The following is an 8,711-nucleotide window of genomic DNA, read 5'->3' as shown; positions in this document are numbered from 1 at the left end:
CAAGGCGAACTAATCCAAGCATTGATAAGAGTTCAGGTAGGGTTCAACTCGGCCGCAAAAACGCTTCATCGATGAGCTGATACGTCGTTCCACAAAGGGCATTACGCGCAGTTCGCAGACCATCTTCTCCCGCGCGTGAGAGGCTGCTTACAGGGCTGTTTTCGCGTAGCTCTGAAGCATGACACACGATGCAACCCATGCACCCCGCAACCTCCCGCAGGCCTTTGGGGGTGGCGCTGTCATTGGTGCTCTCGGTGGCCTGATGGGGCTCGGTGGGGCTGAGTTCCGCCTGCCGCTGCTCATCGGGCTGTTCCGCTTTGCCGCGCTGGAAGCCGTAATCCTCAACAAGGCCACGAGCTTGGTTGTGATCGCCTCCGCTCTGCCGTTCCGGGCGGGAACAGTGGGCTTGCTTCGGAGGAATGGAGAGCACTCTTATAGCCCAGGAGGATCTCCATACCCCAAGCCTGCCAGCGCTTTACGAAAGAGTTTCAGGATGAGGCGGTGCGGCTCGCCCTGACCAGCGGCCGCAGCCGGCGCGCGATTGCCGCGGATCTCGGAGTCGGCCTGTCGACCCTGCGGCACTGGATTGACCGCCGGCGCGAGCGCGAGATCGACCATCCGCCCGAGGAGCGCCAGGAGGATATGGCGGCCGAGCTGAAGCGGCTGCGGCGCGAGAACGAAATCCTGCGCCAGGAGCGGGAGATTCTTAAACGGGCCACCGCTTTTTTCGCCAAGGAGGGAAGTCGATGAAGTTCCGGTTCATCGATGCGGCGAAAGAGGAATTCCCCGTCCAACGCCTGTGCCAGGTTCTGGGCGTGAGCCCGAGTGGCTACTTCGCCTGGAGAAGCCGTCCGGCCAGTTGTCGCCAGCGGGAGGATCTGGTGCTGCTGGCCCACATCCGCGCAGCCTTTGCTCGTTTGAAGGGAACCTACGGCAGCCCGCGGATGAACCCGCGAGTTGCAGGACGAGAGCCTGGAGGTTGGGCGGCGCCGGACCGCCCGACTGATGCGCGAGAATGGCCTCAAGGCTCGCCCGAAGCGGCGGTTCAAGCGCACAACCGACAGCCATCATGCCTTCCCGGTCGCTCCCAATCTGCTCGCGCAGGACTTCTCGGCCGAGCGCCCGAACCAGAAATGGGCCGCGGATATCTCTTACGTATGGACGAACGAGGGCTGGCTCTATCTGGCCGTGGTCCTCGATCTGTTCGCCCGACGGGTGGTTGGCTGGGCGGTCAGCGACCGGCTGCACCAGGAGCTTGCATTGGAGGCGCTACGCAAGGCTCTTGCGATCCGACGTCCCAGTGAGGGGCTGACCCATCACGCGGATCGCGGCAGTCAATACTGCTCAACGGCCTATCAAGCCGCGCTGAAGAAGCATGGCATTCGGATCTCGATGTCGGGAAGGGGAACTGCTTCGACAACGCCGTTGTCGAGACCTTCTTCAAGATCTTGAAATCCGAACTGGTCTGGCGCACCGTCTTCCAGACCAGAGCCGAGGCCAAGCAGGCGATCGGCCGATACATCGACGGCTTCTACAACCCCGTCCGGCGTCATTCGACGCTCGACTACCTCAGTCCGGTTCCGTTCGAGAAGTTGGCCGGATAGCTACCAAACCGCTCTCCACAAATGCGATACTGCTGGCGAATGTGTTGGAGCGGTTGAGGGGAGGTCTGCGTTCAGGCTGTAGGGGCTTGGGTCCAGACCTGGAGGGTTCCATGTCGCTTCGCCCAACCGTGAGTGGTGATGTTCCGACTTCGACCGCGACCGTTGCCCGTGCAGCCTTTCCCCAGGGCAATCCCTATCTGCGCTTGCGCGACCACCTTGGGACGATCTTCACCGACGCCCAGTTCGCGCCGCTCTTCGCCCATCGCGGACAACCGGCGGAATGCCCATGGCGGCTGGCACTGGTGAGCTTGCTGCAGTTCGCTGAGAACCTCTCGGATCGGCGGGCGGCCGATGCTGTCCGCAGCCGCATCGACTGGAAGTATCTGCTAGGGTTGGAGCTGACCGACCCCGGCTTCGATGCCTCTGTTCTGAGCGAGTTCCGCAGTCGTCTGGTGGCGGGAGGCTTAGAAGAGCAGCTCCTTGATACGCTTCTGGTCCTGTGCCGGGAGCACAGGCTGCTGAACGCCCGGGGCCGGCAGCGCACCGACTCCACCCATGTGCTCGGAGCCGTCCGCTTCCTGAACCGCCTCGAATGCGTGACCGAGACCCTGCGGGCTACCCTGAATGCCTTGGCGATCGCGGCCCCCGAGTGGCTGCGCGCAGAGGCGGATCCTGCCTGGCTGGAGCGATATGACCGGCGGGCTGGCGATCACGAGGTGCCGCAAGGCGAGGCGAAGCGGCGAGCCCACGCCGAGCAGATTGGCCGCGATGGTCATCAGTTGCTTGCGGCCATCATGGCTCCTGGTGCGCCAATATGGCTGCGACAGATCCCGGCGATTGAGCTGCTGCGGCAGGTCTGGGTCCAGAACTTCTGCCTGATCGACGATGCTCCGACCACAGGGACGGAGGCGCCCCTTCGGGTGCGGTGGCGGACCGACCAGGAGGGGTTTCCACCCTCCTTGCTGATGGTCGCCTCGCCCTATGATCCGGAAGTGCACTACGCCAGGAAGCAATCAACGATCTGGATCGGCTACAAGGTGCATCTGACCGAGACGTGCGACGAGGGCGGACCACACTTGATCACGCACGTGGAGACCACGCCGGCACCCGTTGTTGATCGCGACGCTCTCGAAGACATCCATGAGGCGCTTGAAGCCAAGGGCCTGCTGCCCGATACTCATCTGGCTGATGCCGGTTATGTTGCGGCTGACCAGCTTGTCGCCAGCCGGAAGAAAGGCGTCACGCTTTTAGGGCCGGCTCCCCAGGATTATCAGTGGCAGGCCCGTTCAGGAGAAGGCTTCAGCGTGCAAGACTTCCTCCTCGATTGGGAGCGGGAAGTGGCGACCTGCCCGGCCGGGCATCAGAGCAAGAGCTGGAGTCCCGACTACCATCAGGGGCGAACCGCGTTCAAAGTCCGCTTCTCGACAACAGATTGTCGACCTTGTCCCCTGAAGACCCAGTGTACCCGAAGCGGGCGGCGCCTGCTCACGCTCCGCCCACGCGACGAACACGAGATGCTGGAGGCGGCTCGCCAGCGCGAGGAGCAGCTTGCCTTCTCAAAAGAGTATCGACAGCGCGCCGGCATCGAGGGAACGATTTCGGCGGGCGTCCGGGTCCTGCATCTGCGGCGCTCGCGCTATATCGGTTTCGCCAAGACGCATCTGCAACACGTGCTGACGGCGGCTGCCATGAACCTCATTCGACTCGGGGCTTGGTTCGCTGGCACGCCGCTCGCACGAACCCGGCAATCCGCATTTACCAGGCTCATGATGGACCCCGTCCCAGCATGATGAATTCGCCAGCAGTATCAAATGCGGAGCAAGACCACAGTGCCCTTTGGGTTGATCGCGGCCCATTGGCCCATCGTGCTCAACCTGCTGGCCGGAAGCCTCCTGGGAGCCTGGGTCGGCGCCGGATGGGCAACACGCCTGAAATCGGAAACCCTCTACCGAGTAATTGCAGTCCTCCTAGTCGCCATCGCAGGGGTGCTGGTGTTCGGCCATGACGCCAGCATGGGCCAGCCCCTGCTCGTTGGAGCGGCGCAGCTCGTCGCGGGCATCATCGCCGGTTTCGTTATTGGCGTTGTGGCCTCCCTGCTCGGCGTAGCCGGGGGGTGAGTTGCTCATTCCAACGCTGGTGCTGCTGTTCGGAGCCGACATCAATCTCGCCGGAAGCCTGTCACTCGCTGTGAGCCTGCCGACCATGCTGGTTGGCTTCACCCGCTACAGCCGGAACCAGAGCTTTTCTGTTCTTAGCCGCAACCGTGCTTTCCTGCTCGTCATGGCCACGGGTTCGATTGTCGGCACGTTGATCGGCTGGCTGCTGCTCGGTCTGGTGCCCGGTGGTGTGCTGCTCCCAGCGCTAGCCGCCATTTTGCTCATATCGGCCGTCAAGATTTGGCGTCACGGCTGAGGAATGTAAAGATGTTACATTCAAGCCATGACGACCCATCAGAGAGGATCTCACGATGCAGGCTAAGGGACATCGATGGTTATCGTTGCTGGGAGTGATCTTGCTGGGGCTGGGCTTTAGCTTGGGCTCGGCTCATGCTCAGAGCAAGGAGGTGGTGGTGTTCGCCGCGAGCCTCAAGAATGCCCTTGATGCAGCCGCCGCAGGTTTCGTCAAGGACACAGGCAGACCCACGCCAAAAATCTCGTATGCTGCCAGCAACAGCCTGGCCAAGCAGATTGAAGCGGGGGGCGCCCGCCGATGTGTTCCTGTCGGCTGATCTTGACTGAATGGATTATCTCGCATCGAAAGACCTAATCAGGCCTGACACGCGGGTTAACCTGCTGGGCAACCGTCTCGTGCTCACCGCACCGAAAGACGCGACAGTATCCTTGATCATCGGATCTGGGTTCGATTTTGCGGCTGCGCTCGGTTCTGGCAAGCTCGCCATGGCCAATGTGGACGCGGTGCCTGCTGGCAAGTACGGCAAGGCCGCCCTTGAGCGGTTCGGAGTATGGGAGGCCGTCAAGAGGCAGGTGGCACAAGCTGATAATGTCCGAGGGGCCCTCCTCCTGGTCTCACGAGGGGAAGCACCTCTTGGCATCGTTTATCAAACCGATGCGGCGGCCGACCCAAATGTGAAGATCGTTGGCGTCTTCCCGGAGGATAGTCATCCTCCGATTATCTACCCCATGGCAGTGACAAAGGACTCGACTCATGCCGACGCGGTAGCGTTCGTGACGTATCTTCGGTCGGGAGCTTCCAAGCCAGCTTGCGAAAAGCAAGGCTTTACCGTTCTGAACAAACCAGCATCAGGTTCGTGACAGCAGGTTCCATATACGGCCTTACCCGAAATTTTCGACGTAAGCCATTGATGGACATAGCGTGCGACAGTCTCCACGCTCGGAAGGTCTCAAATTAGCACTGAACGGAAGTAAAGCGAATGTCAGCATCTGCGCGAATAGCAGACCTTTGCTCCGTCCCCATTGCCGATTGTCTAGCCTTTCACCCGCGCACCCGCTTGTCGGCTTTGTCGATAGGGCGACCAGTACATTGGCGATATAGTCTATTAAGATCGTCCCTTACGCCTTCCAGTTCGCTCAGCCCGTACTCCGGGAAACCTTCGAGGCGCATTCGGTCATCTTCGGTCTCGCCAGTGACGAACTGGATGAGGCTGGCCCGCACATGCCGCATTGTAATGAGCGAGTCGTATGCATCCTCGAGCGAACGGAAGAGCTTCTGGTCAAGTGTAGCGACATCAACCATGATCTTGCTCATGAGATCGGTGCGCGGATCGGACAGGGTCCCGCCGCCATATTCGGCTCCCGCGCTCCGCCTCCACTCCACATCGCCGTTCGGAAGTGTCCGGATCGTGTACTCAGCCTTCACACCTCTCTCGGCGTCCTGCTGGATCTCACGCAAGGTCTCCTCAAGGCGCCACTGCGCCCAAAGGTTCAACTCGCACTCGCGAGCGAGTAACTTCCTGTAGGCCTGGCCTTTGCGACGGTCGGCGCGCCATTGCTTGATGAATTCCAGCGCCTCCCTTAGCACAAAGAGAGTGATTGCAACGACAACGGTGACGGGAAGTATTGAAGAGAGCCATTCCACACTGCTGTGTTACAAGGTAACTGGCGTGAAGTCGAGAGGTAGCACCAATGTTAGAGGCGGCCCGTAGTCAGCTACCTGGGGTCACTCAAGTGCTCGTCGGCTGCGGGCTGCGACCAACGAATTCAAAGGTCAGCAGGCCCTCTTTCGCAGAGCGCGGGCAAGCAGTCTCGCTGCTTCCACTCCTCCAGCGCGGATGTAGTGCTTCTGTGTATGCCTGAGACCCTTGTGCCCCAGGAGATCCGCGGCAGCCTGAGCATTCTCGGGGGTGCGCACAGAGATTGACGTCGCCGCCGCGTCTCGGAACATGTGCGGATTGGTGGCTCGTCCAAATGCTGCTTTTGTCCGCGCGCAGATCAGGTCGTAGATGGCTCCTCCTCGCAATGCGCCACCCTTGGCGGATGGCCAGAGCGCTTGATGCTGGTCCGCGCGAGGAAAAGATCGTCTTACAGAGCTGAGATATAAATCAATGTATTGGTTCAACTCGATGGGGAGTGGCACATAAAGCGCTTGCTTGTTCTTTGTTTCTGATCCCTGGAAAGATACACACCATCTATCCCCTATTTGAACCAGATGTTGATCGAGCGTCATCTGCGCCAAGTTGCGTCGCCGCAATAATGTTGCTGCTGTTATGGCAATGAGCAAACCGTCGCGGAAGGCAAGTGCAGTGTTCAACGTGATCGGCTGCTGTTCGATGAGCCGACGCCAAGCGTCGTCCATCAGTTTGTACCCAAGCATATCAAGCTTCACAATGTCCTGGTAGCGTGGGCCTTTAGGCCGCGGAACAGCCTTCGCGCTGATCCGCTTATTGATGACAAGGAGCCACGCCCAATCGGTCTCTGGGGAAAGAAGGCGTAAGGCATGTCTGAGTTTCTCAAGTCTGCCCGAGATCGAGAGAACCGAGTTCGTCTGTGCCAGAACCTCACAGTGGTCAATGATACGCTCTCGCGTCACCCGAGCGTTCAATGGCTCATCCAAAGCGTCGGTGTCTGAGCGCTTGAGGAACCCCAGCCAGGTTCCGTACTCGTTCTCCCAAGCCCTTTTTGTGGATGGTGCCAAGTGAGCGCCTTTGCCCGCCTCGAATATATCGCCCTCAGCAAACGCGTTACGCCATCGGGTCTGGTCGTCTAACGGCCAATCCTCGACCTTAAGGGAGACTCGCGTGCGCCGATCAGGCCGTCGGCGTGGCTGGGTGAAGATATCGGTCATCGCGCTTTCCTCCGGTTGTGAGGACGCGGTTTTGTCGCTTGGCCGGTGGGGGAGTTCTTCGGCTTGTGAGGAACACTCAAAGAGGCCTTCACCTTCCGCATGGTATCTGCGTGCAGGCGAGCGGCTCTCGCCGGGTTCGGGCCAGCATAGAAATCTGTGGTGATCCGCCGGTTCTTATGTCCAAGGAACTGGCTGGCGCTCTCATAGGCGCCGGGATGCTCATCGAGGAGGATGTTCGCATCGATGTGGCGGAACTGATGCAGACTGATCTCGATGCCGAGCCTGCGCTTGGTGAAGCGCTGGACAAGACCACTCAGGGTCGTTGCTGGCTTGGGAGAGCCTTTCCCGCCATCGAAGACGAACTTCGGCTCTTTTCGAAGATAAGGCTTGAGGATCTTGTCCTTGTACCGTCGAACAAGCGCGGTTGCTTCTGGCGCGAGCACTGTAGCAAATGGGTCTCCGTTTTTGACGACCTCGCCAGGTAGTTCGATCAGGCTCTCCTGGTCATTTCTGTCTGCCAGGAACAGGGTCTCGTCAAATGCCAAAGTGGCGATGTTAGCCGGCCGGAGGCCGACGAACAGCCCGATACAGATCGCAATGCCAGCCTGTGCCTTCGCCAAAGAAAGAGCAGACAGCGGTTGCCGTTCTGCCTCTGCTAGCAACTGATCCGGAAGATCGATCAGTGCTGCAAGGGCGACCGGATCCTCGAGTCGTTTGAGCAGGTCACGGTTTTTTGGGGTGAGACCCGGTTGGACGTTCTTGATCCTCTTGAGCAACTGTTTCAACTCTCGCATAACCGCATCGCCGGGTTTAACCCACTCCTCTGCGATGAAGACGAGAGCTTTCGCCAAGCCATACTCGTATGCATTCTCCTTCAGGCCATGCTTCTGCATTCTCTGCTTCATGATCGCCCTGAAGTCTGGAACTCTCACGAGCGAGGCAAGGGACGTGATCTCATCACAAGAAGTGCCACTCTGGACCAGAGCCGTCGCAGCCGACAGGATTTGTTGCTTCCGTAGCCTTGCTGATCCGGGCGCGAGAGGTCGATCCCGCGCATCAGGCACATACGGGTCTTCGAGTTGCACCCAGGCAAGATGGTTCTCGACATCCTGCTGAAAGGCTGCCGGGAATTCCTCGAGCAGGATCCGCGTCGGTGGCCGACGTCTGCTGGTATACGGCAGTCGTTCAAGGGCTACGTCTGGACTGGAGTCCACCAGCTTGTTCCAGAGGCAGGCGGTGTCCCGTTTGATCTCATTGGCGTTCTCGAACGAGGCCATGAGGACCTGCTCAAAGGCCTCCCAGACTGATGCATTGACATCCTCTGGCTTAATCTCGTTGACGGTGCAGAAGCCCGCAAATCGGGAAAGCCCATCCCGATAGCGCCTCGAATGGCGTTCGAGAAAGTGCTGCCAACCAGGGCTCCGTGGCCAGCGTCTCGTGCGCGTGATGGTAAGACCCGCTGTTTGGAGCGCTGCAAGAAAGTTCGATCTGATATTGCTCCAGGTCTTGTGCGATATAGGCTTGGGTTTGAAGTCGACCGCTGTCGGATCAAGCCTTTGGACAAGTTCCCGGAGAGCGGCAATGTCAGCCGGGATGTCACCAAGATCCTTTCGGCACAATTCACCAATCCTTTTCACGGCTGAGGCTTGGTCACGCTTCTGAACCTGGGGGAGGTTGCACACCAAAACAGCGGTCAGCACATCGGCCAAGGTTTGCTGGATGGGGGCGACGAAAGGGTTGATGATGTGTTTGGGGTCAAAGTGCGCGTTCATCGGGAACTCCGAAAGGGTTTCGGGAGAGATGGGCGAAGTCTCGGGAGGACAGGGGTGGTCAGAGGGTGACATT

4 protein-coding genes and 4 pseudogenes are annotated in these 8,711 nt (G+C 59.6%); 5 read left to right on the top strand and 3 right to left on the bottom strand.

The features are described 5' to 3' along the window. Window positions 1–178: 178 nt before the first annotated feature. The 5 genes and pseudogenes from JKG68_RS33175 to modA form a co-directional block, all read left to right on the top strand. Window positions 179–403: pseudogene (locus JKG68_RS33175) on the top strand (sulfite exporter TauE/SafE family protein); the annotation flags it as partial. A 50-nt stretch (window positions 404–453) separates the two neighbouring features. Then, window positions 454–1,604: pseudogene (locus tag JKG68_RS01815) on the top strand (IS3 family transposase). 110 nt (window positions 1,605–1,714) lie between these two features. After that, window positions 1,715–3,394, top strand: a complete 1,680-nt coding sequence (locus JKG68_RS01810) for an IS1182 family transposase (RefSeq protein WP_202055354.1) — start codon at window positions 1,715–1,717, stop codon at window positions 3,392–3,394. A gap of 36 nt (window positions 3,395–3,430) precedes the next feature. Further along, window positions 3,431–4,016 (top strand): annotated as a pseudogene (locus JKG68_RS01805) (sulfite exporter TauE/SafE family protein); the annotation flags it as partial. Between the two features lie 55 nt (window positions 4,017–4,071). After that, window positions 4,072–4,876 (top strand): annotated as a pseudogene (gene modA, locus JKG68_RS01800) (molybdate ABC transporter substrate-binding protein). Between the two features lie 181 nt (window positions 4,877–5,057). Here modA and JKG68_RS01795 read toward each other — a convergent pair. The 3 genes from JKG68_RS01795 to JKG68_RS01785 form a co-directional block, all read right to left on the bottom strand. Further along, a complete protein-coding gene (locus JKG68_RS01795; protein WP_202055353.1) occupies window positions 5,058–5,474 on the bottom strand; it encodes a hypothetical protein in 417 nt (138 codons plus the stop codon). A gap of 315 nt (window positions 5,475–5,789) precedes the next feature. Beyond that, window positions 5,790–6,866: a tyrosine-type recombinase/integrase gene (locus tag JKG68_RS01790; protein WP_202055352.1), complete on the bottom strand. Its 1,077-nt coding sequence runs from the start codon at window positions 6,864–6,866 to the stop codon at window positions 5,790–5,792. Further along, window positions 6,863–8,638: a site-specific integrase gene (locus JKG68_RS01785; RefSeq protein WP_202055351.1), complete on the bottom strand. Its 1,776-nt coding sequence runs from the start codon at window positions 8,636–8,638 to the stop codon at window positions 6,863–6,865. The genes JKG68_RS01790 and JKG68_RS01785 overlap by 4 nt, the downstream gene beginning before the upstream one ends. Between the last annotated feature and the right edge of the window lie 73 nt (window positions 8,639–8,711).

The organism is Microvirga aerilata, assembly GCF_016743775.1.
In the GTDB taxonomy this organism is placed as follows: Bacteria; Pseudomonadota; Alphaproteobacteria; order Rhizobiales; family Beijerinckiaceae; genus Microvirga; species Microvirga aerilata.
Note: the sequence above shows the minus strand (reverse complement) of the source record. Positions and strands in the feature narration are given on the sequence as shown.

What these genes read in the sequence shown, in the direction of transcription:
- JKG68_RS01810 (WP_202055354.1), top strand. Translation starts at nt 1,715, where the DNA reads ATGTCGCTTCGCCCAACCGTGAGTGGTGATGTTCCGACTTCGACCGCG.
- JKG68_RS01790 (WP_202055352.1), bottom strand. Translation starts at nt 6,866, where the DNA reads ATGACCGATATCTTCACCCAGCCACGCCGACGGCCTGATCGGCGCACG.
- JKG68_RS01785 (WP_202055351.1), bottom strand. Translation starts at nt 8,638, where the DNA reads ATGAACGCGCACTTTGACCCCAAACACATCATCAACCCTTTCGTCGCC.